This is a genomic window from Acidovorax sp. 93 (genome assembly GCF_003633835.1).
GTDB lineage: Bacteria > Pseudomonadota > Gammaproteobacteria > Burkholderiales > Burkholderiaceae_C > Acidovorax > Acidovorax facilis.
In genome coordinates, this window is record NZ_RBIT01000001.1 from 1,892,040 (window position 1) to 1,916,702 (window position 24,663).

The window sequence follows — 24,663 nt, forward strand, 5'->3', positions numbered from 1 at the left end:
GACGCCTGAATTGCCTGTACGCAGTGACCTCGACCACCAGCGCCTGCACTGTCTGCCAGCCGCCTGCGCTGGAGGCGCTGGTCCGGTCTGAACCTGCCCTGGCCGCTCTGTGGCAGGCCCTGCCCCGCCGTCAGTTCGGCGCAGGCACGCTGCTGCAGCCCGCGGGTGAGACCAGCACGCGCTGCTGGCAGGTGCGCAGCGGTGTGGTTCGGCTGTTTTACCTGAACGAACAAGGTACCGAACGCAACCGGTCGTTTCACGGCACCGGCAGCTGGGTGGCTGGCAACCTGCCGCCTCTGGCGCTGCCCAGTCCTTATGCCATCGAGGCCCTGGCACCCGTAGAGGCTGTGGAGCTGGCCTATGCCACCTTGCAGCAGTGGCAACGCAGCTTTGCCCACATCGGCCCCTTGCTGGAAGAGGCCCTGGGCTATGTGTTTCAGCAGCACGCACAGCGCGAAGCCGAGTTGTTGAGCCACCCGCCCGAGGTGCGCTACCAATCTTTTCTCGCTACACACGGTGATTTGACGCCCCACCTGCCGCAGCACCATGTGGCCAGCTACCTGGGCATCTCTCCGGTATCGCTATCACGCATCCGGGCACGGCTGGGCTTGGTGGAAGCGTCACGCGGCGTTTGAGAATTTTCAGCGTTCCTGTGGCCACGCACTGACCGTGCGATCCCGCCCTGGCATCACCACCTGGGGCAAATTTTCCTTGTCCATGACGGCGTCACCTGCCACCAGCCCGTTCAGATGCAGCAGGTGCGCGGTGATGCCGTACACCTCGTCATCGGTCAGGCTCTTGGGCGCGTGCATCGGCATGCCCCGACGCACATAGTCGAACACCGTCGTGGCATAAGGCCACATCGCGCCCACCGACAACACCTGCAGCGGGTACTTGCGCACGCGCAGGGGGCGCAGCGGGTCGCTCCAGCCGATAAAACCATCTGTGCCCGCCAGCCGTGCGGCAGGCCCTTCGATGCCCTGTGCGCCGTGGCAGGCGGCGCAGTGCATGGCATACAGCCGCGCGCCCTGCTCCACGCTGCCCCGGCCGGGTGGCAGATTGCGGCCGTTGGGGAAGACGGTGATGGCATAGCGATCGATGTCGGCAGGCGAGAGCGGTTGGCCTAAGCCGATGACAAGTGGCGGCGCAGCTGGTGCAGGAGCCGCAGCGGACGGCGCCTGGACCTCGCTGGCTCTGCCTGCACTCAGCAGTCCCACCACCATCGCCACGGCCACGCCCCGCCGCAGGGTGGCGCGTCCTGCGGGCAGCAACTGGCTGCACAGGTCTTCACGCATAGACGTTCTCCACGCGGCCATCGGCCTGCACGCGCCAGGCCTGCACCGCGTTGTAGTGGTTGAACGAGTGCATGGCATAGCGCCGCTTCCATTCACTGCGCAGTGGCTGTGTACGACCATGCTCGTCGGTGGCGCGGCTCATCAGGTCGGCCTTGCGGCCGTTCCACTGCCAGGGCAGCGTGAAGCGCGTAAAGGCCCGGTCCAGTACCGGGCCGTGCAGCTGCGCCGCAGCCCAGGTGCGACCTCCGTCCAAGGACACATCCACACGCGCTATGCGCCCCCGGCCCGACCAGGCCAGACCAGCGATTTCGCAAAACCCATGGGGCTCAGGCAAACGCTGCTGGCCGGAGGGGTGCGTGATCACCGACTTCACTTCCATGTGGAACGCGAAGCGCTCGATCCGTCCATCGGCCAGCACTTGCGTGTACAGACCCGACTCGTCCTTGGTGTAGGCGGGCGCGTCGGTCACTTCGAGCCGGTGCAGCCATTTCACGTTGACGTTGCCCTCCCAGCCCGGCATGAACAGGCGCATGGGGTAGCCCTGCGAAGGCCGCAGCCGCTCTCCGTTCTGGCACAGCGCCACCATGCCGTGCTCCAGCAAGGCCTTCAGCGGCAGGCTCCGGCTGTGCGATCCACCGTCGGCGCCTTCGGCCACCACCCACTGGGCACTGTCCTTCACCCCCGCTTCGTTCAGCAGATAGGCCAGCGGCACGCCCGTCCACTCCGAACACGACACCTCGCCCGCAATCTCGCCCAGCGTCTGGTCCAGAGCCGTGGGCGATAGCGCGTTGGCGGCTGAGTTGCCCGCGCATTCCAGAAAATGCACGCGGCTGACCATGGGGTAGCGCAGCAGGCGTTCCAAGTCAAAGCGCAGCGGTTTGTGCACCAGCCCATGCACCTTCAGTGTGTGGCGCTCCGGCGCAATGTCGGGCACGCCGTTGTGGTGCACGGCAAAGTGCAGGCCGCTGGGGGTGATGATGCCGCGCTGGTGCTGCAACGGCGTGCGCCACACCGGAAAGCCTGCCGCAGTGGAGAAAGTCCGCTCCACCTGCGCCTCCTGTGCTGCGGGCAGGCCGTACGGCAGATCGGCCCCACCGGGGCGGGTCATCGCATCGGGCAAGCGGGCGGCCAGTGGCCGTGGCGGCGCTGCCTGCGCCACCGCCATACCCACGCCCCCCGTCGCAAGCCCCCCCAAAAAAGTCCTCCGAGCCAGTCCGCTGTGGCCGTTGAATGAACGCATCCGTCATCTCCGCAAAAACAAGCACTCGGCACCCATTGGCCGCAGCTGCAGTGTTGCCCTCCGCATGCCGCTGCGCATTAACGTTGGTTAACGCGCCCACAGTGGATTGGCACCAGCCACGGCGCCACGCCCTTTACACTGGCGCGCCGCTTGCAGCCCAACCGTTGCTGACGAGCAAAATGGCGTTCTGACTTTTCCCCCTTTCTTTTTGTTTCAAGGACTCCCCGTGCGCATTTCTTCCGCCCTTGTGCTCATTGGCCTTCTGGCTGCCCCCTTTGCCTCTGCCCAGGCCGCAGGCCCCGTCACCACGGCCAGTGGCCTGGTTTATGAATCGCTCAAGGAAGGCAACGGCGATTCGCCCAAGGCCACCGACACCGTCAAGGTGCACTACAAAGGCATGTTTCTGGACGGCAAGGAGTTCGACAGCTCCTACAAGCGCGGCGAGCCGACGTCGTTCCCGCTCAACGGCGTGATCCCCTGCTGGACCGAAGGCGTGCAACGCATGAAGCCGGGTGGCAAGGCCAAGCTGACCTGCCCGCCCTCCATCGCTTACGGCGCCCGGGGAGCCGGTGGCGTGATCCCACCCAATGCCACGCTCAACTTCGAGATCGAACTTATTTCCATCGGCCGCTGACCCCATGCTGCTCAAGGTCGGTGATCTCGCGCGGCGCACCGGCCTGACGGTGCGCACGCTGCACCACTATGACGAGATCGGGCTGCTCAAGCCTTCAGGCCGGTCCGAGGCCGGCTACCGCCTCTACAGCCAGGCCGATGTGCAGCGACTGCACGGCATCCAGACCATGCGCCAGATGGGCCTGGCGCTCAGCGACATCGGGGCGCTGCTGGCGGGTGACGGCCTGGCCCCCGAACGCATCATCGGGCAGCAGATCCGCTCGCTGGACCAGCAAATCGCGCAGGCCACCGAACTGCGCGGACGCCTGACCATGCTGAGGGACGGCCTGATGGCCGGTGCCGAGCCAGACATGGGCAACTGGCTGGAGGCCCTGGCGCTGATGACGACCTATGGCAAGTATTTCAGCTCGGCCGAACTCAAGCACATCTTTCAGAACTGGAACCTCATTGAGGCTGACTGGCTGATCGTCAAAGACCTGGTGCGCAGCGCCATGGACCGCCAACTGGCACCCGACACACCCGAGGTGCAGGCGCTGGCCTACCGCTGGATGGCGCTCATGCTGCACTGGATGAAGGGCGATCTGGACCTGCTGGAGCGCTGGGGCCATATGTTCCGCACCGAACCCAGCACCCAGGGGCGCAACCATGCACCGCCGGGTGAAATGATCGAGTACATCGAAACGGCCATCAAGCTGCGCATGGCGCTGCTGGAAAAGTACCTGACCCGCAACGATCTGCGCACACTGGGCCATGTGCCCCATACCGACTGGGCAGCGCTGGAGCAGGACGTTCAACAGCTTCTGGCCCGCGCCCTTCCTCCCCACCACCCCGATGCGGTGGCTGCCGCTTTGCGCTGGAACGCACTGTTCGACACACTCACGCGGCGCAGCCCCGAGTTGCGCCAAAAGCTGCTTATGGCCTCCGCCAATGAACCGCTGCTGCAGGCAGGCTCGCCCCTGAGTGCTCCCGTGCGCACCTATCTGCAGGCAGCGCTGGCGCACGCAATGCCAGCACCTGCGGCCGCTGTGGTATCCCCACACCGCTGACAACAGCACCGCCCCAAAAAGTCGGAAAAGTGCTTGACCCTCACGCAACGTGAGGCTTCACAGTCGGTCTCTATGAATGGACCGACTCACACCCCAGAATCCGCCGCCCCGGGCCGAAAGCTGCATGCCCTGGACAATCTGCGCGCCGCCATGATGTGGCTGGGCATCGTGCTGCATGTTTCGGTCATTTACATGAGCCGGCCCTCTCCCCTGCCCTGGCACGACGATTTGTCCACGCCGGTGGCCGACTTGCTGGTGGCGGTGATCCATGCCTTCCGCATGCCCCTGTTTTTTATCCTGGCCGGTTTTTTTGTGTCGGCACTGGTGCAGCACCGAGGGCTGGCGGGCATGGTGCGCAACCGGCTGCGCCGCCTGGGCCTGCCTTTTGTGGTGTTCTGGCCGCCCTTGTTGGCGGTCAGCGCCCTGCTGGGCCTGTTGTTCCTGCACCGCATGGCCCATGGCACCTGGGGCGTGGACCGCAGCCTGCTGCCCCACGGCCCCAACGTACCCAAAGGCCCACCGACCATGCACCTTTGGTTTCTGTGGATGCTGCTGTGGCTGGCCGTGTTCACGCCTGTGGTGTGGGCTGCGGCACGTGCGCTGCCCGGCGGTGTGCAAAAAGCCCTGGGGCGCTTCGCCGCCTGGCTGGGCGGTTCGGCCCTGGGCGTTGTGGCGCTCACCCTTCCACTCGCCTGGATCGGCGCCCACTACGACCACGGAATCGTCACGCCCAGCGGTTCCTTTCTGCCTCCCTTGGCGGAATGGCTCCACAACGGGCTGTTCTACGGATTCGGGCTGTGCCTGTACACGCAGCGCATGGACTTGATGGTGCGCTACGCAAGGCACTGGCCCGTGCTGGCGGGCCTGGGGCTCGTGTGCTTCCTGATCACTGCATTCTTGTCGGAAGTGCTGGCCCAGCCTGAGGCGTCGGCCTTTGCTCTGGTCCTGGTCACCGGTGCCTTCACCGAGATCCTGGCCGAGCCCGTCTCTGCCACCCGGCACCTGCAGTTCTGGATGGCACTGGCTTACAACGCCGCGTCCTGGTTGTGGAGCTTTGCGCTGATCGGGCTCTTTCTGCGCCACGTCGGACAGCCCCGTGCCTGGCTGGCCTACCTGGCCGACAGCTCGTACTGGGTGTACCTCGTGCACCTGCCGCTGACGATTGGTTTTGGCGCGCTGCTGTATGGGGTGCCGATTCCCGTCCTGGCCAAGATGGCTCTCAATGTGCTGGCCACCACGGCCCTGTGCCTGGCCAGCTACCACCTGTGCGTGCGATTCACCGCCGTGAGCCAGTGGCTCAACGGGCGCCGGCACACCCGCAAATCTTTTGGAGACCCTGTTCATGCGACCTGAAATGCCCCATCACCCTTCGCCCCCCCACCCAAAGAGCGCACCCCAAGACCCACGCGCCGCGCTGTTCAAGGACCCCAACTTTCGCTGGATGACGAGCGGCTCCTTCCTGTCCATGCTGGGCGACCAGTTCACGCTGATTGCACTGCCCTGGCTGGTGCTGCAGATGACGGGCGACACCCTGGTGCTGGGCACCGTGCTGGCCCTCATCAGCGTGCCGCGCGCACTGTTCATCCTGATCGGCGGAGCACTGGTAGACCGCCACTCGCCCAAGCAGGTGCTGATGATCACCAAATACATCAACCTGGTGCTGCTGGCCGTGCTGGCGGGGCTGGTGCTTGCAGGCACCCTGACGCTGTGGATGGTGTACGCGCTGTCGCTGGGCATTGGCTTGGCCACGGCCTTCAGCATTCCTGCTGGCACGGCCATGATGCCGCACGTGGTGGCGCGCTCGCAGTTGCAGGCCGCCAACGGCATCAGCCTGGGCCTGCGCCAGCTGACCATGTTCCTTGGGCCCCTGCTGGCAGGGCTGCTCATTGCGCTGTTTGGTGCGGGCGACGCAGTCAAAGAAGTCGCCAGTGCACCGGCCCATGCCAACGCCACCGGCATCGGTCTGGCCTTTGCGCTGGATGCCCTGAGCTTCGCGGTGTCCGCCTGGACGCTGTCCAAGGTGCTGACCCATGCAGGCAACTCGGCCCCGGCTGCCGCACCCCAGGCGGTGCTGGCATCGGTGGTGCAGGGCCTGGTTCACTTCTGGCGCGATGGAGAGCTGCGCACCTGCTTTCTCTACTGGAGCGCCATCGCCCTGTTCATCATGGGCCCCATCCACATCGCCATCCCCGTGCTGGCCAGCAGCACGCCAGCGCTGGGCGCGGCCGCGTTCGGCACCATGGTGGGCGCCCATGGCGCGGGCACGCTCCTGGGCATGGTGGTGTCGGGCATGTTGCCGAGGCTGCGTTTTGGCAGCCTGGGCATGACCATCCTGGCGTTCGACGCCGTCATCGGTGTACTGTTCATGCCTCTGGGGCTGATCACGGCCGTGTGGCAGGGCGCAACGCTGATGCTGGTCATCGGCCTGCTCGGCGGCTTCATGCAGGTGAGCGTGTTCACCTGGATCCAGCAACGTGTGCCGCCGGCCCTGATTGGCCGGGCGATGAGCCTGTTCATGTTTATCTTCATGGGCCTGGCCCCCATCTCCGCAGCCGTCACGGGCTGGGTGATGAAAAGCATCACGCTGACCCAGCTGTTTGCGGCCAGCGGAGGTACGCTGGTGGTGCTGGCCGCGCTGGCTTTTGTACTGACGCCCATGCGCCGCGTGACGGATGCAGCACCCGCCACACGCTGAGGCTCCCCACGCAAAAAAGGCTGGACCACTGTCCAGCCTTTTTTGTGCCTTAGGAGGAGATCCTCAGACTTCAGTCACGAACTGCTCGCGGGGGCGGCGCACCTTCTTCAGGTTCACCAGCCAGTCGCCTTCATCGGCGCGGTAACCCAGCGGCAGGATCGACACGCTGCGCAGGCCACGTGCCCGCAGGCCCAGGATCTCATCGAGCGCGTTGGGGTCAAAACCTTCCATGGGGGTGGAGTCCACCTCTTCAAACGCAGCGGCGATCAGTGCGGCACTCATGCCAATGTAGGCTTGGCGGGCTGCGTGCTGGAAGTTCACCTCGGCATCGCGCTGGGGGTAGCTGTTCAGCAGCATCTGGCGGTAGTTTTCCCAGCCTTCGTTCTTGAAGCCACGCTGGTCATTGGTCAGATCGAACATCATGTTGATGCGGTCGGCCGTGTAGTTGTCCCATGCAGCAAATACCAGCAGGTGCGAGCCGTCGGTGATCTGGGCCTGGTTCCAGGCGATGGGCTGGATCTTGGCGCGCACAGCGGGATCGGTCACCACGATGATTTCAAAGGGCTGCAGGCCACTGGAGGTGGGCGCCAGGCGCGCGGCTTCGAGAATGCGCTCCACCTTCTCCTGCGGAACCGCCTTGGCGGGGTTCATCTTCTTGGCGGCATAGCGCCATTGCAGTTTGTTCAGCAGGGGTTGGGCAAGGGAGGTGTCGTCGATGGGGTTCATGGCAAAAATTCCTGACAGTCAGTAGCGATCGGGTTGGATCTAAAAAAATGCGGGATGGTGGAACTGTAGGGATCCGAATCTCCTTCGGTAAGCCCCGTGAGAGAAAAGGATTGTTCGCAATTGATCAACAATCGCCCCTTGAAAGACGCGCTGAGGCCGTTCACCCCGGTCTCTGCGTGTACGAGCCCCCGGGGCCTGCAGGATCCGCAGGCTTGCGGGCGTACACTCGTGGCCATGCTTTCTGGCCCACAGCATTGCGCAGCGCGCGCACTTTCCTCGCGCCAAAACCCCTGGCCGCGCCCCTCCCATGAGTGAACCCGACCTGTCGTTTCTGGACCCTGCGGGGCGGCAGCCCGCTCCCACAGGTCACGCGCCCGGGACTCCCACCCCGCGTGCCACGCCCCCCAGCACAGGAGCCGAGGGCCTGGTGGCTGAGCTGCGCGCCTACCAGGCAGAGCTGGAGAGCCAGAACAAGGTCCTGCGCTACAGCCAGACCGTGGCGGAAAGCGCCTACGAACGCTTCGAGACCCTGTTTGCCAGTGTGCCGCTGGCCCTCATGGTGGTGGACGAACACGACATGGTGGTGCAGGCCAACTCGATGGCGCACCGCTCGTTCCAGCCCACCGAACGCGACCGCCCGCTCACGGCACTGATGCCCTTTGTGCGCCCGCAGGACGCCCGGCGCGTGCGCGAGGCCTTCGCGCTGGCGCAGGACCTGGGGCGCAGCGAGGTCAAGGAGGTCGTTTTTTCGATCAATGCAGATACGCCCATCACGGGCGACCTGCACATCGCGCACATTGAGGCCCCGCAAAGCAGTGGTCCCCCCCTGTCGCAGTTTCTGTGCGCAGTGATCGACCAAGGCCCACTGCTGGCCGAGCGCCAGGCGCTACAGCACAGCGCCATTACCCTGCAGCAGCGCAACGAACAGATCCGCGCCAGTGAGAAGCGGCTGGAGGCCATCATCAACTCCGCGCTGGACGCCATCATCTGCGTGGACCAGCACCAGCGCATCACCGTGTTCAACCCTACGGCGGCAGCGCTGTTCCAGTGCAGCGCCAGCGACGCGCTGGGCAGTACGCTGGACCGCTTTTTGCCCGATGCGGCGCAGGCGCTGGCGTTTGCCCAGCTCACCACCCAGGCCCTGCTGGGCGAGATGACGGCGTTGACCGCCAGCGGCAAGGAACTGGCCGTGGAAGTGAGCGTATCGTTCGAGCGCCATGCCGAGGGCGAAACCACCACCGTGTTCGCCCGCGACCTGACCGGGCGCAAAAAGGCCGAGGCGCACCGCAGCGAGCTGGAAGCCCAGCTGCGCGAGTCGCACAAGATGCAGGCCGTGGGCACCATGGCGGGCGGCATTGCTCACGACTTCAACAACATCCTGGGCGCGATCCTGGGCAATGTCGAACTGGCCAAGGCCGACTGTGCAGCAGGTTCGCCCGTGTTGGAAAGCCTGATGGAGATCGACAAGGCCGGTCGGCGTGCGCGCGACCTGGTGCGCCAGATCCTCACCTTCAGCCGCAACGAGCCACCGCAGCGCTCCGCAGTGTCGTTGGCCGAAGTGGTGCACGACACCGAACGCCTGCTGCGCGTCACCCTGCCCCCCGCCATCGAGCTGCACATGCAGTTGCAAGCAGGCCTGCCCCCCGTGCTGGCCGATGCCACGCAGGTCGAGCAGGCCCTGCTCAACCTGTGCACCAATGCGGTCCACGCCATCCAGAGCCAAGGCACCGAGCGCGGCAGCATCCATGTGGAAGCCGCTGCCGTGCAGCCCGACCAGCGCCTGAGCGAACGGCTGGGCCTGGCCCCCGTGGACTATGTCGCACTGACCGTGCGCGACAGTGGCCCCGGCATGGACGCTGCCACCCTGGAACGCATCTTCGAGCCCTTCTTCACCACCAAACCCGTGGGCCAGGGCACGGGCCTCGGCCTGGCGGTTGTGCACGGCGTGATGCGCACACATGAAGGCGGCGTGGACGTGCACAGTGCCCCCGGCCAGGGCAGCCGGTTCACGTTGTACTTTCCGGTCGCCCACAGCGCGGCGCAAAGCACCCTAGATGCGCAGCCCACTCAAGCGGTGCAGGCCGCACCAGCATCCTCCGCACCCTCGACGCCTCCCGCCACCGATACCCCCGGCAGCGCACCGCGCAAGAAGCACCACGTGATGTACGTGGACGATGACCAGGCCCTGGTGTTTCTGGTGCAGCGCCTGCTGCGCCGCCGGGGCTATGAGGTCAGCGGCTACACCGACCCGCACGAGGCCACGGCCGCGCTGCGCGCTGCCCCGCAGGCCTTTGACCTGCTGGTCACCGACTACAACATGCCCGGCTTCTGTGGAGTGGACCTCGTGCGCGAAGCCCGCCTGATCCGCCCCGACCTGCCCGTGGCCCTGGCCTCGGGCTACGTCACGGCCGAAATCGAACAGGCTGCGCTGGCCGAAGGCGCACAGGCATTGATCCACAAGCCCAACGACGTGGAAGAGCTTTGCGCCACCGTGCAGCGCCTGGTGGGCGGCGACAGCCATGCCGCAGGCTGAAACCAGCGCGCTGGCTGCGGACACTGCTGGCCTACCCGCCCCGGTGGCACTGCATGAGGATGCCGATCTGCTCGTGCTCTGCAAGCCCTCAGGCCTGCTGTGCGTACCAGGGCGCGGCCCCGACAAGCAAGACTGCCTGAGTGCCCGCGCTCAGCAGCACTGGCCCGGCGCACTCATCGTGCACCGGCTGGACCAGGCCACCTCAGGCCTGGTGCTCATGGCCCGGCATGCCGATGCACAACGGCGCCTGAGCCTGGCGTTCGAACAGCGGCAGATTCACAAGCGCTACGTCGCAATCGTGCAAGGCCTGGTGGCCGAACCGACCGGCTCCTGGGCAGACATCCATCTGCCCATCGCTGCCGACTGGGAGCGACGCCCCCTGCGCGTGATTGATGCAGAGCACGGCAAGCCCAGCCACACCCGCTGGCGCCCGCTGGACCACAACACGGCGGCAGGAACCACGCGGGTCGAGCTCGAACCCGTCACTGGCCGCACGCACCAACTGCGCGTGCATCTGGCCGCCCTGGGCCACCCGATCCTGGGAGACGCGCTGTACGCTAATGCCGCCACCCAGGCCCAGGCGCCACGCCTGCTGCTGCATGCCGGGGAACTGGCCTTGGCCCACCCCGCCACCGGGCAGGCCATGCGGTGGGCGCTGGCAGCTGATTTTTGAAGATTTTTGCCACCCAGCGCTTGAAGGGCGTCATCTACAGCTATATTTTTAATAGCAAACCATACTCAATGACTGGGCAGCAGGGCCGTCACCGAATGGCTCAATTGCTCCTGCCAGGGCAAAGCGTCCACCACCGTGGACAGCAGTTCCAGGTTCTTATGCCACCCGGTGTCGTTGCCCGTGGAATACACCAGCATCACGTTGCTGCGGGGCTGGCCCAGCCGTGCCCAGGCAAAGGGCCGTTGCGCTGTCCAGAGACTGATGTGCCAGTCCCAGCCAATGGAAACCACGGGGCAGGACGCGCTCACCCATTCGGTATAGCCGCTGATGGTGGTTTCGCAGCCGCACACTGCGGTGCGCGGCACCACCAGGTCCAGGTCTACCGCTGACATCAGATGGTGGATGGGCAGGGACAGCAACTCGTCAATCGACAGGCGCAGCAGGCCATCCGGCGACACCTGCATGGCGTTCACGCCCGCTCCCCACAGGCCGCCCAGGTTGCGGCCCATCCCAGCTTGGTGCGGTCGGGCTGTGCGCAAGGGCCTACAGCGCCCCCGGGCCGCTGCATCAGCCCAGCAACCCCAGCATGGCGGCACGCACGGTGGCAGCCGTCTTGTTGGTGGTTTGCAGTTTGGTCACGGCATTCTTGACGTGGAAGTTCACGGTGTTTTCCGACACATCCAGCAGCGAGGAGATGTCGGCAGAGGTCTTGCCGTCGGCGGTCCATTTGAGCACCTCGATTTCTCTGGCCGTCAGATGCGGCTGCATCTCTTCGGCCTGGCGTGTCGTAAAGATGCGCGACAGGATCAGGTGCGCAATGTGCGCCAGCCAGCGCATCTTCATCTCGCTGTGGGCAATCTCGTCGGGTGTCAGGGCATCGGACGAACGCGCCAGCGTCAGCATGCCGCGCACCCCGCCCCCATCAATGCACGATTGCGCCCATCCAAAGCGCAGGCCAAACGATCGCGCGTCCTCCCAGAAATCCTGGGCCGATGCAAACACGTCGTCCGACCAGACCAGCGGGGTCTGCTTGCGGCACCCATGCTGCACCGTGGGGTCCACCTGCACATAGCCCTGCTGCACATACCGCTCCTGCCAGGCCGGCGGGTAGTTGTTCAAGAAAATGGTCTTTGGGTTGGACAGGGGCATGGGTACCCGCAGGCCATAGGCGCAGTACTCAAACCCCAAGGCGTGCGCAGCAAGCTCGATTTTGCAAAAAACCTCTTGCTCAGACTGCGCGCGGTCCATCACCCCCAAAAGATCTTCTTGCCAGCTTGTCATAGGACTCCAACACCGAGCACCACCCCACAGAGACTGACCATCCGCATGCGAATTACGCACCATCAACCGCCGTTACGTTTTTCCACATTCTGGCGGCATTGAAGCCCTTTGGCGAGTTGATTTTGAGAGGGACGGGGTCAGGCAACACCTACCAGAGTTGGTAGTTACAAATATTTTCGGGTGATTTTCTAATGGGGAAAACTCATGAGGGAATCTCCGATGCGCATCACCTCTGGCTGCTCTGCGGAACTGCGTCCACCACTGATGACCCGCATGGCCCGGTACCGGCACCGCGTTTTTGTGGAAAAACTGGGCTGGCAGCTGCACTGCCGCGATGCCCTGGAGCTGGACCAGTTCGACCGGGACGACACCGTCTACGTCATCGCCCAGAACGAAGACGGCGAGGTCATCGGCACCGCCCGGCTTCTACCCACCACCCGCCCCTACCTGCTGGCCGAGGTGTTTCCACAACTGCTCAACGGTGCCCCGGCCCCCGACGCGCCGGAGGTGTGGGAGCTGTCCCGCTTTGCATCCATGGATTTTTCAGGTCCCACGGGCTCTGCGCTCGACCAGTTCTCCTCGCCCATCACCACCGGCCTGCTGCAGGCGGCCAGCCGGTGCGCCATGGCACACGGGGCCCAGCGCATGGTCACTGTCTCGCCACTGGGGGTGGAGCGCCTACTGCGCCGCACGGGTTTTGAATCGCATCGCCTGGGCCCGCCCACCGTGGTCCAGGGCCATCCGCTTTTTGCCTGCTCCATTCGGTGCAAGTGACAACACGAACCCGCCTGCTGACACGCTCGCCGCCCACAGCCCTTGCCTGACATGACCATGCCGCAGCCTTCCTCGCTCCAGCACCCGGCCCAGGGCCCGACCCCTGCGGCTGCGGCTGCCTCTCCAGGCCTGACGCCCCACGGCCTGCGGGTGGTGATCCCGCATGCCGGACGGGTGACAGGTCCCCTGCGCGAGGACCTGCTGCAGCAGCGCCCCGTCACCCTCTGGCTCACCGGCCTGAGCGGCGCGGGCAAGTCCACCCTGGCCTATGCGCTGGAGGAAGAACTGCATGGGCTCGGGTTTGCGAGTTTTGTGCTGGACGGGGACAACCTGCGGCACCGGCTCAACCGCGACCTCGGTTTCAGCGCCGCCGAGCGCTCGGAAAACATTCGGCGCGTGGCCGAAGTCGCCGCCCTCATGAACGACGCCGGGCTGATGGTGTTCACCGCACTCATCTCTCCCCAGCGCAGCGACCGTGCCATGGCCCGTGCGCTCATCGGAGAACACCGCTTTCTGGAGGTGCATGTGAGCACCCCGCTCAACGTGTGCGAGGGCCGCGACCCCAAAGGCTTGTACACCCTGGCACGAGCGGGGCACATCCCACAGTTCACAGGGGTTTCCGCCCCCTACGAGGCACCCGAATCGCCTGATTTCAGCATCGACACCGCCCACCTGAGCCTGCCCGATGCCTGCGCGCAGGTGCTCGCGCTCCTGCGCCAGCGCGGGTACATCCGCTAGGGCTGTCTTTTTTGCACGTTTCTTTCCATGTCTACCGACCACGCCCCAGTCTCCGCCCCGGCGCCAGCCCCCACGGCCCATGGGGTGCACGCCTATGACCTCTTCAACGGTGATGCCGACGGGCTGTGTGCCCTGCACCAGCTGCGCCTGGTAGAGCCCCGCGACAGCTTTCTTATCAGCGGGGTGAAGCGGGACATTGCCCTGTTCCACCAGCTGCCCTCGGGGCGGCCGCTGCAGGTGACGGCTCTTGACATCTCGTGGGACCGCAACGCGCAGGGCGTGTGCCGGGTTCTCAATGGCGGCGGCCGCGTGACGTATTTCGACCACCACAGCGCAAAAACCCTTTTCCGCCACCCGCAGCTCACCGCCCACATTGACACCGGCCTGGACGTCTGCACCAGCATCCTGGTAGACCGCCACCTGGGCGGCGTTTTGCGCCAGTGGGCCATCGTGGCGGCCTACGGTGACAACCTGGACGCCGTGGCCGACCGCATGGCGCGCGAACATGGCTGCACGGCGGCCACACGCGGTGCGCTGGCGCAGCTGGGCTACCTGCTCAACTACAACGCCTATGGCGAAAGCCGCGAAGACCTTCACTTTTGCCCCGTGCAGCTGTACCGGTCACTCCATCGCTTTGAAAGCCCGCTCGACTTCATGGCCAAGGCCTACGAATTCCGCCGCCTGCAAGAAGGCCATGCCAGCGACCAGCAGGCCGTGCAGGACCTGGCCCCCTACACCGCCAACGACCGGGCCACCGTGTACGTGCTGCCCGACCGCGCATGGGCCCGGCGCCTGTGCGGCACCCTGGCCAACCAGCTGGTGGCGCGCAACAACGGGCGTTCGGTCGCCGTGCTCACGCCCCGTTCGGACGGCGACTTTCTGGTGAACCTGCGCATCGGCAGCGCCAGCGCCAGCCGTGCCGACATCTTCTGCAGCCGCTACCCGGCGGGTGGCGGTCGCCATGGCGCGGGCGGCATCGACCGGCTGCCTGACCAGGATATGGATCGCTTCATCAACGAGTTCTTCGCGCACCTGGAGTCAGACACACCATGAACCAGCCAACCCACACTACGCGCCCGCTTCCGCTGTTGATGATTCCGCTGCGGCGCTGCGGCAGCCATGCACTGCGCCTGCGCCTGAACGCCAGCCCACAGTTCCACTCCCCCTACCCTCTGCACATCGTGGACTTCATGCCCCTGGTGCCGCTGTATGGCGACCTGCGCGACGACAGCGCGTACCGGCAGATGGTCAAGGACGTGGTGGGACTGCAGCAATCCAGCATGGTGAAGTGGCCGGGGGTGCATTTCGACGCCGAGGAGATCTTCAACGCTCTGGAGAACGAACCCCGCAGCGTGCACCGCATTGTGTGGGAACTGCTGCTGCGCAGCGCGGAGCAGCACGGGGCCAGCGTGGCCATGGACAAGTCGCTCGACAGCGTCCACTACGCGCACGACCTGATGGCCCTGTTTCCGGAAATGCGTTTTCTGAACGTGGTCCGCGACCCCCGGGCGCAGGTGGCTTCGATGAACCGGGCGATCATTCACGACTTCGACACCACACTCAACGCCCTGGCCTGGGTCAAGGCCCACGCCACAGGCCGCGCACTGGCATTGCGCTACCCGGACCGCGTGCTCACCATCCGCTACGAAGACTTCCTGGGCGACCAGGAACACACGCTGCGGCGCATCTGCCAGTTCATCGGCATCGAGTTCCTGCCGCAGATGCTGGACATCGCAGCATCGCAAGAGGCGCAAGACCTGTCCCGCATGTCCGCCCTGTGGGAGTCCAACTGCTTTGCCCCCCTGCCAGCCAACAAGGACAAGTTCAAGACCCAGCTGCAGCCCCACGAGATCGAGACCATCGAAAGCCTGGCGTGGGAAACCATGCACTACTACGGCTACGAATGCATGACCGAGGCCCAGGCCCTGCCCCCCACGCCCGTGGTGCTGGCGCAGTGCCACCAGCAGTCAGAAAAACGGCGCGGCGAGGCCTGGGAGCAGTTGCTGCGCAGTGCGCCGCGCGACTATGCGGCCCGCCGCGTGCGGGCCGACTACCTGGAGCGCGTGCGCCAGCGCCTGCAAAGCACCAGCTCCCTGGAAACCGGGGCAGCGGCCTTGTCCTGACCAGCGCGACAAACCAACCTGGTCCACAGGCACCCGACCCCAGCCCCTTCACACACCTTCGCCACTGCACCCTCAAGGAACCGCCATGCGCATCAAAGACCTGAAACTGGGCATTCGACTTGGAGTGGCATTCGGACTGCTGCTACTGATCACCATGGTCATCGCTGTACTCGGCGTCATGAGCGTGACCGCCCTGCAGCACAGCAACGAGCACATTGCCACCTCGGAACTCAAGCGCCAGGGCATCGTGCACCAGTGGCAGACCGACATCCAGATGAACTGGTTGCGCACCGAAGCCTTCCTCAAAGCCAACGACGCCCAGTACGCCGGCAAGCTCAAGAAAGACATGTCTGCCGTGGTCGAGGTGCAAAGCAAGCGCATGCAGGAGGTGCACAGCTACCTGTTGTCCGGCAAGGAAATGCAGCTTTACGACCAGGCTATTGCCGCGCGCGATGCCTACCGCGTCAAGCGCACCGAACTCGTCAAAGCCAAGGAGGCGGGACAGGACGTGGCCGCGCAGGCCGATACCGTGCTGGCGCCCGTCTTTCAGAGCTACGCGGCCGTGCTGCAAGAGCTGACCCACACGCTGGACGAAGGCGTGGCCAGCACCCTGAAGGACACCACGCGCAAGGCCGAGGCCAGCACCGCCTGGGTGAGCGGCAGCACCGGGCTGGCCATCCTGGTGGGGTTGTTCCTGGCCTGGTGGACCACCCGCTCCATCACCGCCCCTGTGCGGCAGGCCGTCCAGGCCACCACGGCCATCGCGGCGGGTGACCTGGCCACTCCCATCCCCCTGGGGGCCAAGGACGAGCCGGGCCAGTTGCTCACCGAGCTGGCACACATGCGTGCCAAGCTGGCCGACATCGTGGCCAACGTGCGGCAAAGCGCCGAAAGCGTCTCCACCGCCAGTGCAGAAATCTCGCAGGGCAACCACGACCTCTCGGCCCGCACCGAACGCCAGGCCAGCGCGCTGCAGCAAACCGCTGCTTCCATGGAGGAGCTGGGCTCGACCGTGAAGCAGAACTCCGACAGCGCCCAGCAAGCCAACAAGCTCGCCCGCAATGCCAACGACGTGGCCGTGCAGGGTGGCGAAGTGGTGGCCCAGGTGGTGGAGACCATGAAGGGCATCAACGACAGCTCCAAGAAAATTGCCGACATCATCAGCGTGATCGACGGCATCGCCTTTCAGACCAACATCCTGGCACTCAACGCCGCCGTGGAAGCCGCGCGTGCGGGCGAGCAGGGCCGGGGCTTTGCCGTGGTGGCCACCGAAGTGCGGGGGCTGGCGGGCCGGTCGGCCGAAGCTGCCAAGGAGATCAAGGAACTCATCTCGGCCAGCGTGAGCCGCGTGGACCAAGGCACGGCCTTGGTCGACAAGGCCGGGCAGACGATGACGGATGTCGTCCAGTCGATCCGGCGTGTGACGGACATCATGAGCGAGATCAGTGCCGCCAGCGCCGAGCAGAGCGACGGCGTGGGCCAGGTGGGTGAAGCCGTGATGCAGATGGACCAGGCCACGCAACAGAACGCAGCCCTCGTCGAAGAAATGGCCGCCGCCGCCAGCAGCATGAAGAGCCAGGCCCTGGATCTCGTCCAGCTGGTCTCGGTGTTCCAGTTGGATGCAGCAGGCAGCAGCCCCCCGCTGCCTGCCGCCAGCCGGGCGCCCACACCATCGGCCCACACGGCCCACCCAGCCCTGGCACCGGTTGCGCGTGTCGGCGCGCCCCGCGCCATCGCTGCAGCCTGAGGCGCCGCAAGCCAAGGCGATGGTTCAGGGCCTTTTGAGGCCCTGGCGCTTGATGGTTCTCATTGTTAGCTATAAAAAATATAGCAAACAAGACCGCATCCCGGCGCGACCAACGAGCCTACCCTTGCACCGGCCTCGACATCGCCCACTGCACCGCCAAAATGCTGGCCAGCACCACCAGCATGCCCCCCAATGCCACCCCTGTCATGGCCTGCCCCAACAACACCCAGCCCAGCAGCACGGCCGTGACCGGGCTCAGCAGCCCTAGCGACGACACGGCCACCGACGGCAACCGCGCAATGCCACGAAACCACAGCGCGTAGGCCAACAGGGCACCCGCCAGACTCAGGTAGACATAGCCGCCTACCTGCGTGGCCGAGAGCGCGGGCAGCGGCGGGTCGACCACCCAGGCCACGGGCGCCAGCATGATGCCGCCCGCCAGCAGCTGCCAGCCCGTGAATGCCAGCACCGGCAGGTCCGACCGCCAGCGCCGCGACCAGAACGTGCCCGCTGCCATGCACACTGTGCCCACCAGCGCCGCAGCCACGCCCACCATGTCCCACCGCGCCCCCGGCGACAGCAGCAGCGCCGCCATGCCCAGCACGCCCAGGGCACCCGCCGCCAACGCCAGGCCGGGCGGACGCCGATGGTCCAGCGCCCAGACCAGCCCCATCACCACCAGCGGACCTATGGCGCCCACCACAGCCGCCACGCCCCCCGGCAACCGGTAGGCCGCCACAAACAGCAGCGCCTGGAAGACCCCGATGTTCAGCGCCGACAGCACCAGCAGGCGCCGCCACCCCACCCAATCGCCCCACGCCGGCCAACGGCGGCACCACAACACCAGCAGCAGGCCTGCAGGCAGCGTGCGCAGCAGCGCCGCCGTGAAGGGCCGGTCGGGCGGCAACAGCTCGGTGGTGACGATATAGGTAGAGCCCCAGATCACCGGGCCCAGAGCCGTCGTGAGCGCATCCAGCCAGGGAGAGGTACGGTGGTTTTGCATGGCAATCTATCTTCAATTCAAGATAAATAATCCTACCACACCCGTGCCCTACAATCTTGAATTCAAGATAATTTCATCACCAACACCATGGCCACTCAACGCCAACCCGACGCCGTGGACGCCATCCTGGCCCAGTGGCACCGTGAGCGCCCCGACCTGGACGTGAGCCCCATGGGCCCCATCGGCCGCATCAAGCGCTGCGCCGCGCTGTTGCAGCGCAGGCTCGACGAGACCTTTGCCGAATTCGGCCTGAGCTATTGGGAGTTCGACGTGCTGGCCACGCTGCGCCGCAGCGGCGCTCCCCACTGCCTGGCACCGACCACGCTGTTTTCCACGCTCATGGTCACCTCGGGCACCATGACGCACCGCATGGGCAAGCTCGAAGCCCAGGGCTGGATCAGCCGCGTGCCCAACCCCGACGACGCGCGCAGCTCGCTGGTGCAGCTCACGCCCGAGGGGTTGGCACTGATCGACCGCGCCGTGGAAGCCCATGTGGCCAACGAGCACCGCATCCTGGCGCCACTGAAGGCCGCCGACCTCGCGGCACTTGACGCCCGGCTGGCACTGCTGCTGGCGGCGCTGGAGTCGCCCACGGGCCAGTAATTACCCCCGGCCATGGGTACTGCGCAGTAACATGGCGGGATGCCCCAAAACCACCTCACCATCCTCACCGGCGCATCGCGCGGCATGGGCCTGGCCATGGCCCAGCAGCTTTTGAAGAGCGGCAACACCCTGGTCTGCATCGCGCGCAGCACCAACGCCGACCTGGCCATCGAAGCGAAAGCGGCAGACGTCACCATTGAACAGTGGCAGCAAGACCTGTCGCAGGGCGAACAGGCCGCCCACAAGCTGCAGGCCTGGCTGCAGGCGCAAGGCCCGCAGGCATTTGCCAGCGCCACGCTGATCAACAACGCGGGCATGATTCCGCAGATTGCACCGCTGTCACACAGCAATGTGGACGACCTGGCCACCGCCCTGCGTGTGGGGCTGGAGGCGCCCATGCAACTGACCGCCGCCTTCCTGGGTGCAACGGACAGCTGGACGGTGCCCCGCAAGGTGCTCAACATCTCCTCGGGCCTGGGCCGCCGGGCCATGGCCTCGCAGGCCGCCTACTGCGCGGCCAAGGCCGGCATGGACCACTTCACGCGCTGCGTGGCGCTGGACGAGGCCCTCAAGCCCCATGGTGCCAAGGTATGCTCGCTGGCGCCTGGTGTGATCGACACCGATATGCAGGTCCAGCTGCGCGGCGCCGACCCGGCCGCCTTCCCGGACCGCCAGAATTTCGCCAACCTCAAGACGGGTGGCCAACTCACATCGCCCACCGACGCCGCTATCCGCGTGCTCGCCTGGCTGGAACGCGCAGACTTTGGCACCAACCCGGTGGCCGATGTCAGAGATGCCTAAAGCCCCGAAACTCCTGTTTTTATAGCTGCTCGCGCTTTCTGGATAAGCGCTAGCGGCCAATTTAGCCTCAAATTCATCTGAAAGGACCTCCCCATGACCCGTGAAGTCGTCGTCGTCAGCGCAGTGCGCACCGCCATTGGCACCTTTGGCGGCAGCCTGAAGGACGTGCCTCCTACCGAACTGGGCGCACTCGTGGTGCGCGAATCGCTTGCACGTGCCAACGTGGAAGGCAAGGACGTGGGCCACGTGGTGTTTGGCCATGTGGTCAACACCGAGCCCAAGGACATGTACCTGTCGCGCGTGGCCGCCATCAATGGTGGCTGCGGCGAAGGCACGCCTGCTTTCAACGTGAACCGCCTGTGTGGCTCGGGCCTGCAGGCCATCGTCAACGCCAGCCAGTCCATCCTGCTGGGCGACACCGATGTGGCGATTGGCGCCGGCGCTGAAAACATGAGCCGCGTGCCCTTTGCCAGCCTGAACATGCGCTGGGGCGCCCGCATGGGCGACACCAAGATGGTGGACATGATGATCGGCGCACTTCACGACCCCTTCCACAACATCCACATGGGTGTGACGGCCGAGAACATTGCCGCCAAATGGGGCATCACGCGTGAAGACCAGGACAAGCTGGCGGTGGAAAGCCACAACCGCGCCGAACGCGCCACGCAAAACGGCGTGTTCAAAGACCAGATCGTCCCCGTCACGCTCAAGAGCAAGAAGGGCGACGTGTTGTACGCCACCGACGAGCACTTCCGCCCCGGCGCCACGATGGACGACCTGGCCAAACTCAAGCCCGTGTTCATCAAGGAAAACGGCACGGTGACGGCCGGCAACGCCTCGGGCATCAACGACGCCGCCGCCGCCGTGGTGCTGATGGAAGCCGGTGCCGCCAAGGCCCGTGGCGCCAAGCCCCTGGCACGCCTGGTGGCCTACGCCCACGCAGGTGTAGACCCCAAGTACATGGGCATCGGCCCCGTGCCTGCCACGCAGCTGGCGCTGAAAAAGGCGGGCCTCACCGTCAACGACCTGGACGTGATCGAAGCCAACGAAGCCTTTGCCGCCCAGGCCTGCGCAGTGACCAAGGACCTGGGCCTGGACCCTGCCAAGGTCAACCCCAATGGCTCGGGTATTTCGCTGGGCCACCCTATTGGCGCCACCGGCGCGCTCATCACCGTGAAGGCCATCCACGAGCTGCAACGCATCCAGGGCCGCTATGCGCTGGTGACGATGTGCATCGGCGGCGGCCAGGGCATTGCAGCGATTTTTGAACGCATCTGACCTGCCTGCGGGTGGGAACACTGCCATCGCCACCCGCGATGCTGCCACCCGCCATTGGCAAGGCGGGCGCCTCCGGTCATCAGCGATCATTGGCGCCCGCTGACCCAGATCAGCCAGGTGGCGTGTGCCCAGCCACCGCCTGCACATTCCATGAACCGACGGAGACAAACCACACCATGATTCGCACCCTGCTTTCCTTCACCGCGATCGCTTTTGCCGTGGGCACCACCGCGCACGCCCAGGCACCCGCACCGGCTGCGGCCTACCCCACCAAGCCCATCCGCCTGATCGTGCCCTTCCCGCCCGGCGGCGGCACCGACATCCTCTCGCGTCTGGTGGCCACCAAGCTCACCGAAAGCGCCAAGTGGACCGTGGTGGCCGACAACAAGGCCGGCGCGGGCGGCACCATCGGCATTGGAGAAGCTGTAAAGGCCGCGCCCACGGGCTATGACCTGGTGATGGGCCAGAAGGACAACCTCGTGATCGGCCCCTGGCTGTACAAAAACCTGCCCTGGGACCCCACCAAGGACCTGACCGCCATCGCGCACGTGGCCTACACGCCCGTGGTCATCGCCACCAGCGTCAACTCCAAGTACAAAACGCTGGCCGACGTGGTGGCCGCCGCCAAGGCCTCGCCGGGCACCATCACCTATGGCTCGCCCGGCAACGGCACCTCCATCCACCTGGCGGGTGACCTGTTCGAGAAGGCCGCAGGCGTCAAGCTGAGCCACATCCCGTACAAAGGATCGAACCCCGCGTTGATGGATGCGCTGGCGGGCAACGTGGACCTGCTGGTCTCGTCCCTGCCCTCGGCCATGGGCCAGATCAAGGCAGGAAAGCTGCGCCCGCTGGCCGTCACGTCGGCCAAGCGCAGCTCGTCACTGCCCGAAGTGCCTACCGTGGCCGAGTCGGGCTTCAAGGACTTTGATGTGAGCACTTGGTACGGCGTGTTTGCCCCTGCCGGTACGCCCGCAGCCGTGGTGACCACCGTGAACGCCGAAATCAACAAGCTGCTGGCCACGCCCGACATGAAGGCCGCCATCCAGGCCCAGGGCGCCGAGCCCGAAGCCATGTCGCCCGCACAGTTTGGCACCCTGCTCAAGACCGACTACGCCAAGTGGAAGGGCATCGTGGAAGCCTCCGGCGCAAAGATTGAGTGACCCCCTGAGGCGCTTCGCGCCTTCCCCCTGAAGGGGGACGCACCCGGTGGCCTGGCGGAGCCAGATCCACGGGTGCACTGGCGGGGGGCGCGCCTGTTCCGCGAGCTGTGGGATGCGGATGCGCAGCGTTATCGAGAACTGCCATGAAAAACGGCCCCGTAAGGAGCCGTTTTTTTTATGGAGCAACGCCCTCAGTCGCGCACCACCAGCACCGGGATGTGCACCACACCCAGCACGCGCTGCGTGACGCTGCCCAGCACCAGCTTTTCAAGGCCTCGGCGGCCGTGTGAACCCATCACGATGAGGTCGGCGCCCGTGCTCTCCAGCGCGCGCAGGATGCCGTCGTGCACGGCATGGCCTTCGCCCACAACGGTGGTCACAGCCACACCGGCTTCGGCCATGGCTTTGCGCGTGGCTTCCAGGGCCGCGTTGGCTTCGGAGGTAGCGGCATTGATGTACTGCGCCTGGCCATACGCAAAATCGGCCCCCACGCCGGTGAAAGGATAGGGGTCTACCACGTAGACCGCCGTCACGGCGCTGCCAAAGGTCTTGGCCAGCCCGGCCGCCTTGGACACGGCCAGCATCGAGGTGTTGGAACCATCGACTGGAACCAGAATGTGCTTGAACATGGTGCTTCTCCTTGGGTTGATGGGTGAGTCAAGCTTGTGGCCCGACTTCTTGAACCAGAGTGTGAACCGCCACCATACCCCGCATCTTGATTCGCATCAAATCGGCTGCACACATGCGCTGCTGCAGGCGCTTGTGTTCAGGCTGCCGGGGTCTGCCCCACCACGTCCGCCCCCTGAAAGTTGCCGCGGCGGCAGGTGACCACCAGGGTGTCGCGGTACCCGCCTTCGGCCAACGGCTGAATGGGGGTGGACTCGTGGATCATGCGGGCATCGTCCAGCAGCAGCAAAGACCACGGCTCGCTCAGCGTAAAGCGCTGGCCGCTCGGGCCTGCGGCCTCGAACACGCGCGTCTCGCCGCCCTTGACGCCCTCGCGCCCCACCAGGAAGACGGCCACCAGGTCCACGCCATCGCGGTGCGCTCCCTCGGGCGTGGGCCGGCCAATGCCGTCGGTGGTGTCGATGCGGAACTGGTGCGCCTCGATGAACCAGGGCACGGGCGCCTCGGACGGAGCAAACACGGCATCGGACACCCCGGCCAGCGCAGCCAGCAGCTGCTGCCACACCGGCTGGGCCACGGTGGCAGCCTCCATGGGCGCAAACCAGCGCTCCATGCCGCCATGCAGCGCGTTGTATTCCACAGGTTGCCAGTGCGCCCGGTGCGGTGCCTGCTGCAGTTGCCCGCCCTGCACCACAAAACACGCATGGCGGCGGCGCCGGTAGCGGCCACCGTCCTTCAGAAAATCATCGGGCGGCAACGCCGCCCAGTCGCCATTCAGGGCCATCAGCGACGAAAGATCGCAGCCCACCCAGCGGGCCACATCGGCAGGCGACAGAACGGCGTAGCCCGCCTGGCGAAGCTGGCTCGCCACATCGGAGGGAGCCGTGAACGGAGGAGAAAAAGTGACTTGGGCCATAGAAGCCCGAGCTTAACCGCTGGCGCCGCAGGTCTTCTGCGGTGGCTCAAGCAAGGTGCGGCAGGGCCTGCCACCTGCGTGGCACCCCGCAGCACTGCGATATCGGCCTTCCCCCTCAGTCGTTAGCCGCTCGCCGTTAGCCTTCAATCGCGGTTGCCGTGGCCCTTGCCGTTGCCATGGCCGCGCCCCCGGTCATGGTCACGGTCGTGCTTGCCACCGTGGCGGTGGTCGTCGTCCCAACGGCGGTCATCGCGGCCGTGGGCACGGGGTGGAGGCCCACGGCGTGGTGGTGGCTCCTGCACAAAATACACCGGCTGGTTGCAGGCGTTGTAGCGGCCACAGTGTTTGCCCCAGTTCTTGGCATGGCCGGGCGGCACATACAGGTAGATGGGTGCCCGTGGCACCACCACTGCCGGGCGGTGGATGATGACCGGCTCGGCGTAGATCAGCGGCGGCGGTGGCGCATTGCCGATGTTGATGCGACCGTACACGCCGGGCGCCAGTTCGCCGCCCACGGTGGCGTTGACATAGGCCTGCGCGTGGGCGCCGCCAGCGGCTGCCAGCAGCAGCGCGGCCATCGCGCCAGACAGGAGAAGACGGAGTGAGTGCATCGTGGTCATGGTGGTGTTTTTCATGGGGGACTCCTTGTTTTTGCCACCCGGAGCCGCCACCCGTTGGGCGGCTGCGGTAGGCTGGCCCTGGTTTGTAACAAGGCCTGCCACACCCTACACCGCGCAGGGTGCACAGGATGTAAGGAAATGGCGACAGAAC

General features: G+C 65.7%; 25 protein-coding genes. 16 read left to right on the forward strand and 9 right to left on the reverse strand.

Going from position 1 to position 24,663, the window contains the following annotated elements:
• The first annotated feature begins 23 nt into the window (after positions 1 to 23).
• Positions 24 to 635 (forward strand): Crp/Fnr family transcriptional regulator, encoded by a 612-nt coding sequence (locus C8C93_RS08575; protein ID WP_158603256.1) that lies wholly within the window; start codon positions 24 to 26, stop codon positions 633 to 635.
• A 6-nt stretch (positions 636 to 641) separates the two neighbouring features.
• Here the strand turns inward: C8C93_RS08575 and C8C93_RS08580 are convergent, their stop codons facing one another.
• Positions 642 to 1,295 (reverse strand): c-type cytochrome, encoded by a 654-nt coding sequence (locus tag C8C93_RS08580; protein WP_233559271.1) that lies wholly within the window; start codon positions 1,293 to 1,295, stop codon positions 642 to 644.
• Positions 1,288 to 2,535 (reverse strand): sulfite dehydrogenase, encoded by a 1,248-nt coding sequence (soxC, locus tag C8C93_RS08585; RefSeq protein ID WP_121506577.1) that lies wholly within the window; start codon positions 2,533 to 2,535, stop codon positions 1,288 to 1,290. The genes C8C93_RS08580 and soxC overlap by 8 nt, the downstream gene beginning before the upstream one ends.
• A 232-nt stretch (positions 2,536 to 2,767) precedes the next feature.
• On the opposite strand from soxC, the gene C8C93_RS08590 reads away from it, so the two are divergent.
• The 4 genes from C8C93_RS08590 to C8C93_RS08605 all read left to right on the forward strand — a co-directional run bounded on the left by C8C93_RS08590 (position 2,768) and on the right by C8C93_RS08605 (position 6,909).
• The gene (locus C8C93_RS08590) at positions 2,768 to 3,169 is read left to right on the forward strand and encodes an FKBP-type peptidyl-prolyl cis-trans isomerase (protein WP_370110807.1); all 402 of its coding nucleotides are present in this window, start codon (positions 2,768 to 2,770) and stop codon (positions 3,167 to 3,169) included.
• Between the two features lie 4 nt (positions 3,170 to 3,173).
• Positions 3,174 to 4,214 carry a MerR family transcriptional regulator gene (locus C8C93_RS08595; protein WP_121506579.1) on the forward strand — a complete coding sequence of 347 codons (1,041 nt, stop codon included), beginning with the start codon at positions 3,174 to 3,176 and terminating at the stop codon, positions 4,212 to 4,214.
• Between the two features lie 72 nt (positions 4,215 to 4,286).
• Positions 4,287 to 5,567: an acyltransferase family protein gene (locus C8C93_RS08600; RefSeq protein WP_121506580.1), complete on the forward strand. Its 1,281-nt coding sequence runs from the start codon at positions 4,287 to 4,289 to the stop codon at positions 5,565 to 5,567.
• Positions 5,557 to 6,909, forward strand: a complete 1,353-nt coding sequence (locus C8C93_RS08605) for an MFS transporter (protein ID WP_370108530.1) — start codon at positions 5,557 to 5,559, stop codon at positions 6,907 to 6,909. Before C8C93_RS08600 ends, C8C93_RS08605 begins: the two co-directional genes overlap by 11 nt.
• 63 nt (positions 6,910 to 6,972) lie before the next feature.
• Here C8C93_RS08605 and C8C93_RS08610 read toward each other — a convergent pair whose 3' ends face one another.
• On the reverse strand, positions 6,973 to 7,635 hold the full coding sequence (locus C8C93_RS08610) for an NAD(P)H-dependent oxidoreductase (RefSeq protein WP_121506582.1): 663 nt from the start codon (positions 7,633 to 7,635) through the stop codon (positions 6,973 to 6,975).
• Positions 7,636 to 7,942: 307 nt separating this feature from the next.
• On the opposite strand from C8C93_RS08610, the gene C8C93_RS08615 reads away from it, so the two are divergent.
• A complete protein-coding gene (locus C8C93_RS08615) occupies positions 7,943 to 10,168 on the forward strand; it encodes an ATP-binding protein (protein ID WP_121506583.1) in 2,226 nt (741 codons plus the stop codon).
• Positions 10,155 to 10,841 (forward strand): RluA family pseudouridine synthase, encoded by a 687-nt coding sequence (locus C8C93_RS08620; RefSeq protein WP_121506584.1) that lies wholly within the window; start codon positions 10,155 to 10,157, stop codon positions 10,839 to 10,841. Before C8C93_RS08615 ends, C8C93_RS08620 begins: the two co-directional genes overlap by 14 nt.
• 65 nt (positions 10,842 to 10,906) lie before the next feature.
• On the opposite strand, the gene C8C93_RS08625 is transcribed toward C8C93_RS08620, so the two are convergent.
• Complete coding sequence (locus tag C8C93_RS08625) at positions 10,907 to 11,350, reverse strand: DUF4902 domain-containing protein (RefSeq protein WP_055397425.1); 444 nt, start codon at positions 11,348 to 11,350, stop codon at positions 10,907 to 10,909.
• A gap of 58 nt (positions 11,351 to 11,408) precedes the next feature.
• Positions 11,409 to 12,122: an autoinducer binding domain-containing protein gene (locus C8C93_RS08630; RefSeq protein WP_055397427.1), complete on the reverse strand. Its 714-nt coding sequence runs from the start codon at positions 12,120 to 12,122 to the stop codon at positions 11,409 to 11,411.
• 219 nt (positions 12,123 to 12,341) lie between these two features.
• On the opposite strand from C8C93_RS08630, the gene C8C93_RS08635 reads away from it, so the two are divergent.
• From C8C93_RS08635 to C8C93_RS08655, 5 genes are all read left to right on the forward strand, one after another.
• Complete coding sequence (locus C8C93_RS08635; protein ID WP_055397429.1) at positions 12,342 to 12,896, forward strand: acyl-homoserine-lactone synthase; 555 nt, start codon at positions 12,342 to 12,344, stop codon at positions 12,894 to 12,896.
• Between the two features lie 57 nt (positions 12,897 to 12,953).
• Positions 12,954 to 13,634 (forward strand): adenylyl-sulfate kinase, encoded by a 681-nt coding sequence (gene cysC / locus C8C93_RS08640; RefSeq protein ID WP_055397584.1) that lies wholly within the window; start codon positions 12,954 to 12,956, stop codon positions 13,632 to 13,634.
• Between the two features lie 27 nt (positions 13,635 to 13,661).
• The gene (locus C8C93_RS08645) at positions 13,662 to 14,687 is read left to right on the forward strand and encodes a hypothetical protein (protein WP_233559272.1); all 1,026 of its coding nucleotides are present in this window, start codon (positions 13,662 to 13,664) and stop codon (positions 14,685 to 14,687) included.
• A complete protein-coding gene (locus C8C93_RS08650) occupies positions 14,684 to 15,757 on the forward strand; it encodes a sulfotransferase (protein WP_121506586.1) in 1,074 nt (357 codons plus the stop codon). The genes C8C93_RS08645 and C8C93_RS08650 overlap by 4 nt, the downstream gene beginning before the upstream one ends.
• Before the next feature lie 85 nt (positions 15,758 to 15,842).
• Positions 15,843 to 17,504 (forward strand): methyl-accepting chemotaxis protein, encoded by a 1,662-nt coding sequence (locus tag C8C93_RS08655; RefSeq protein ID WP_121506587.1) that lies wholly within the window; start codon positions 15,843 to 15,845, stop codon positions 17,502 to 17,504.
• Between the two features lie 118 nt (positions 17,505 to 17,622).
• Here C8C93_RS08655 and C8C93_RS08660 read toward each other — a convergent pair whose 3' ends face one another.
• Positions 17,623 to 18,507: an EamA family transporter gene (locus C8C93_RS08660; protein WP_121506588.1), complete on the reverse strand. Its 885-nt coding sequence runs from the start codon at positions 18,505 to 18,507 to the stop codon at positions 17,623 to 17,625.
• An 87-nt stretch (positions 18,508 to 18,594) separates the two neighbouring features.
• Here C8C93_RS08660 and C8C93_RS08665 point away from each other — a divergent pair, with 87 nt between their 5' ends.
• The 4 genes from C8C93_RS08665 to C8C93_RS08680 all read left to right on the forward strand — a co-directional run bounded on the left by C8C93_RS08665 (position 18,595) and on the right by C8C93_RS08680 (position 22,349).
• A complete protein-coding gene (locus C8C93_RS08665) occupies positions 18,595 to 19,110 on the forward strand; it encodes a MarR family winged helix-turn-helix transcriptional regulator (protein WP_121506589.1) in 516 nt (171 codons plus the stop codon).
• Positions 19,111 to 19,149: 39 nt separating this feature from the next.
• Positions 19,150 to 19,911: an SDR family NAD(P)-dependent oxidoreductase gene (locus tag C8C93_RS08670; protein ID WP_121506590.1), complete on the forward strand. Its 762-nt coding sequence runs from the start codon at positions 19,150 to 19,152 to the stop codon at positions 19,909 to 19,911.
• Positions 19,912 to 20,004: 93 nt separating this feature from the next.
• Positions 20,005 to 21,189, forward strand: a complete 1,185-nt coding sequence (gene bktB / locus C8C93_RS08675) for a beta-ketothiolase BktB (RefSeq protein ID WP_055397440.1) — start codon at positions 20,005 to 20,007, stop codon at positions 21,187 to 21,189.
• Between the two features lie 176 nt (positions 21,190 to 21,365).
• Positions 21,366 to 22,349, forward strand: a complete 984-nt coding sequence (locus tag C8C93_RS08680) for a tripartite tricarboxylate transporter substrate binding protein (RefSeq protein WP_055397442.1) — start codon at positions 21,366 to 21,368, stop codon at positions 22,347 to 22,349.
• Positions 22,350 to 22,540: 191 nt separating this feature from the next.
• On the opposite strand, the gene C8C93_RS08685 is transcribed toward C8C93_RS08680, so the two are convergent.
• The 3 genes from C8C93_RS08685 to C8C93_RS08695 all read right to left on the reverse strand — a co-directional run bounded on the left by C8C93_RS08685 (position 22,541) and on the right by C8C93_RS08695 (position 24,527).
• Positions 22,541 to 22,978, reverse strand: coding sequence for a universal stress protein (locus tag C8C93_RS08685; RefSeq protein ID WP_055397444.1), 438 nt, complete (start codon positions 22,976 to 22,978; stop codon positions 22,541 to 22,543).
• Positions 22,979 to 23,115: 137 nt separating this feature from the next.
• A complete protein-coding gene (locus C8C93_RS08690; RefSeq protein ID WP_121506591.1) occupies positions 23,116 to 23,892 on the reverse strand; it encodes a 2OG-Fe dioxygenase family protein in 777 nt (258 codons plus the stop codon).
• 143 nt (positions 23,893 to 24,035) lie between these two features.
• Positions 24,036 to 24,527 (reverse strand): hypothetical protein, encoded by a 492-nt coding sequence (locus C8C93_RS08695; RefSeq protein WP_228895041.1) that lies wholly within the window; start codon positions 24,525 to 24,527, stop codon positions 24,036 to 24,038.
• Between the last annotated feature and the right edge of the window lie 136 nt (positions 24,528 to 24,663).

What these genes read in the sequence shown, in the direction of transcription:
- C8C93_RS08655 (WP_121506587.1), top strand. Translation starts at nt 15,843, where the DNA reads ATGCGCATCAAAGACCTGAAACTGGGCATTCGACTTGGAGTGGCATTC.
- C8C93_RS08580 (WP_233559271.1), bottom strand. Translation starts at nt 1,295, where the DNA reads ATGCGTGAAGACCTGTGCAGCCAGTTGCTGCCCGCAGGACGCGCCACC.
- C8C93_RS08660 (WP_121506588.1), bottom strand. Translation starts at nt 18,507, where the DNA reads ATGCAAAACCACCGTACCTCTCCCTGGCTGGATGCGCTCACGACGGCT.
- C8C93_RS08695 (WP_228895041.1), bottom strand. Translation starts at nt 24,527, where the DNA reads ATGAAAAACACCACCATGACCACGATGCACTCACTCCGTCTTCTCCTG.
- C8C93_RS08600 (WP_121506580.1), top strand. Translation starts at nt 4,287, where the DNA reads ATGAATGGACCGACTCACACCCCAGAATCCGCCGCCCCGGGCCGAAAG.
- soxC (WP_121506577.1), bottom strand. Translation starts at nt 2,535, where the DNA reads ATGCGTTCATTCAACGGCCACAGCGGACTGGCTCGGAGGACTTTTTTG.
- C8C93_RS08665 (WP_121506589.1), top strand. Translation starts at nt 18,595, where the DNA reads ATGGCCACTCAACGCCAACCCGACGCCGTGGACGCCATCCTGGCCCAG.
- C8C93_RS08610 (WP_121506582.1), bottom strand. Translation starts at nt 7,635, where the DNA reads ATGAACCCCATCGACGACACCTCCCTTGCCCAACCCCTGCTGAACAAA.
- C8C93_RS08625 (WP_055397425.1), bottom strand. Translation starts at nt 11,350, where the DNA reads ATGGGCCGCAACCTGGGCGGCCTGTGGGGAGCGGGCGTGAACGCCATG.
- C8C93_RS08605 (WP_370108530.1), top strand. Translation starts at nt 5,557, where the DNA reads ATGCGACCTGAAATGCCCCATCACCCTTCGCCCCCCCACCCAAAGAGC.
- C8C93_RS08595 (WP_121506579.1), top strand. Translation starts at nt 3,174, where the DNA reads ATGCTGCTCAAGGTCGGTGATCTCGCGCGGCGCACCGGCCTGACGGTG.
- C8C93_RS08615 (WP_121506583.1), top strand. Translation starts at nt 7,943, where the DNA reads ATGAGTGAACCCGACCTGTCGTTTCTGGACCCTGCGGGGCGGCAGCCC.
- cysC (WP_055397584.1), top strand. Translation starts at nt 12,954, where the DNA reads ATGCCGCAGCCTTCCTCGCTCCAGCACCCGGCCCAGGGCCCGACCCCT.
- C8C93_RS08685 (WP_055397444.1), bottom strand. Translation starts at nt 22,978, where the DNA reads ATGTTCAAGCACATTCTGGTTCCAGTCGATGGTTCCAACACCTCGATG.
- C8C93_RS08690 (WP_121506591.1), bottom strand. Translation starts at nt 23,892, where the DNA reads ATGGCCCAAGTCACTTTTTCTCCTCCGTTCACGGCTCCCTCCGATGTG.
- C8C93_RS08635 (WP_055397429.1), top strand. Translation starts at nt 12,342, where the DNA reads ATGCGCATCACCTCTGGCTGCTCTGCGGAACTGCGTCCACCACTGATG.
- C8C93_RS08620 (WP_121506584.1), top strand. Translation starts at nt 10,155, where the DNA reads ATGCCGCAGGCTGAAACCAGCGCGCTGGCTGCGGACACTGCTGGCCTA.
- bktB (WP_055397440.1), top strand. Translation starts at nt 20,005, where the DNA reads ATGACCCGTGAAGTCGTCGTCGTCAGCGCAGTGCGCACCGCCATTGGC.
- C8C93_RS08645 (WP_233559272.1), top strand. Translation starts at nt 13,662, where the DNA reads ATGTCTACCGACCACGCCCCAGTCTCCGCCCCGGCGCCAGCCCCCACG.
- C8C93_RS08630 (WP_055397427.1), bottom strand. Translation starts at nt 12,122, where the DNA reads ATGACAAGCTGGCAAGAAGATCTTTTGGGGGTGATGGACCGCGCGCAG.
- C8C93_RS08680 (WP_055397442.1), top strand. Translation starts at nt 21,366, where the DNA reads ATGATTCGCACCCTGCTTTCCTTCACCGCGATCGCTTTTGCCGTGGGC.
- C8C93_RS08670 (WP_121506590.1), top strand. Translation starts at nt 19,150, where the DNA reads ATGCCCCAAAACCACCTCACCATCCTCACCGGCGCATCGCGCGGCATG.
- C8C93_RS08650 (WP_121506586.1), top strand. Translation starts at nt 14,684, where the DNA reads ATGAACCAGCCAACCCACACTACGCGCCCGCTTCCGCTGTTGATGATT.